The 1,069-nt window shown below is 73.1% G+C and carries 1 protein-coding gene; it reads right to left on the reverse strand.

Features of this window, described 5'->3' with window-relative positions; all coding sequences use genetic code 11:
- Window positions 1–1,069 (reverse strand): polyketide synthase dehydratase domain-containing protein (locus ACIGZJ_RS36915; RefSeq protein ID WP_396461390.1); only part of this gene is annotated, 1,069 nt, incomplete at both ends.

A 1,069-nucleotide genomic window follows, 5' to 3' on the forward strand; every position in this document is an offset into this window, starting at 1 on the left:
TTGCGGGTGACCACGACCAGCCGTGCGTCCTGCGAGCGCTCGTCCCGCAGGTGCGCCTGCAGCGCGGCGAGCACCTCGCCCGCCACCGCCCGCACCCGGCCCGCCAACGGCCCCTGACCGCCGCCACCGACCGCGAACAGCACCGGCCCAGCGGCAGAGGCGGCCCCGACGGCCGGGGCGGGCAGGGCCGTCCACCGCACATGGTGGACATCCGAGGGCCGGCCCGCCGCCAACTGCGCCGGATCCAACGGCCGCACACTCAGCGAACCCACCGTCGCCACCGGCGCACCCGCACCATCCGCGACCCGCAGCGACAACCCGTCGCCCCGCACCGCCAGATGCACCCGCGCCGCCGTCGCCCCCGAAGCGTGCACCGCCACCCCGGACCACGCGAACGGCAACCGCACCCCCTCACCCTCCACCGCCGCCAGATGCAGACACGCATCCAACAGCGCCGGATGCAGCGTGAACCCGCTCCCGTGCTCCTCCACCGGCAGCCCCACCTCAGCGAAGAGGTCGTCCCCCCGACGCCAGGCCGCACCCAGCCCACGGAACACCGGACCGTACTCCAGCCCCAGCCCCGCCAACCGCTCGTACACACCCTCCACCGCCACCGGCACAGCACCCGCCGGCGGCCACACCTCCAACCCCTCACCCGCCACCACCACACCGCCCAGGAAACCCTCCCCGTGCAGCGTCCACACCTCCTCGCCGTCCTCCGGACGCGAGTGGACCGTCACCGGCCGCCGACCATCCCCCTCAGCGGCCGACACGGTGACCTGGACCTGCACCCCCCGGCCCTGCGACAGCACGAGCGGCGCATGCAGCACCAACTCGTCCAACACCGCCAACCCGGCCTCGTCACCCGCACGAACGGCAAGCTCCACAAACGCAGCCCCCGGCAGGATCACCGTCCCCGCCACCGCATGATCCGCCAACCAACCCTGCGAAGACAACGACAGACGACCCGTCAAAACCGTCGTCTCACCATCCGCCAACTTCGCCACCGCACCCAGCAACGGATGATCGATCGACCCCAGACCCGCCGTCGTCACATCACCGCGCGCGG

The sequence above is a fragment of the Kitasatospora sp. NPDC052868 genome (genome assembly GCF_044547105.1).
Classification (GTDB): domain Bacteria; phylum Actinomycetota; class Actinomycetes; order Streptomycetales; family Streptomycetaceae; genus Kitasatospora.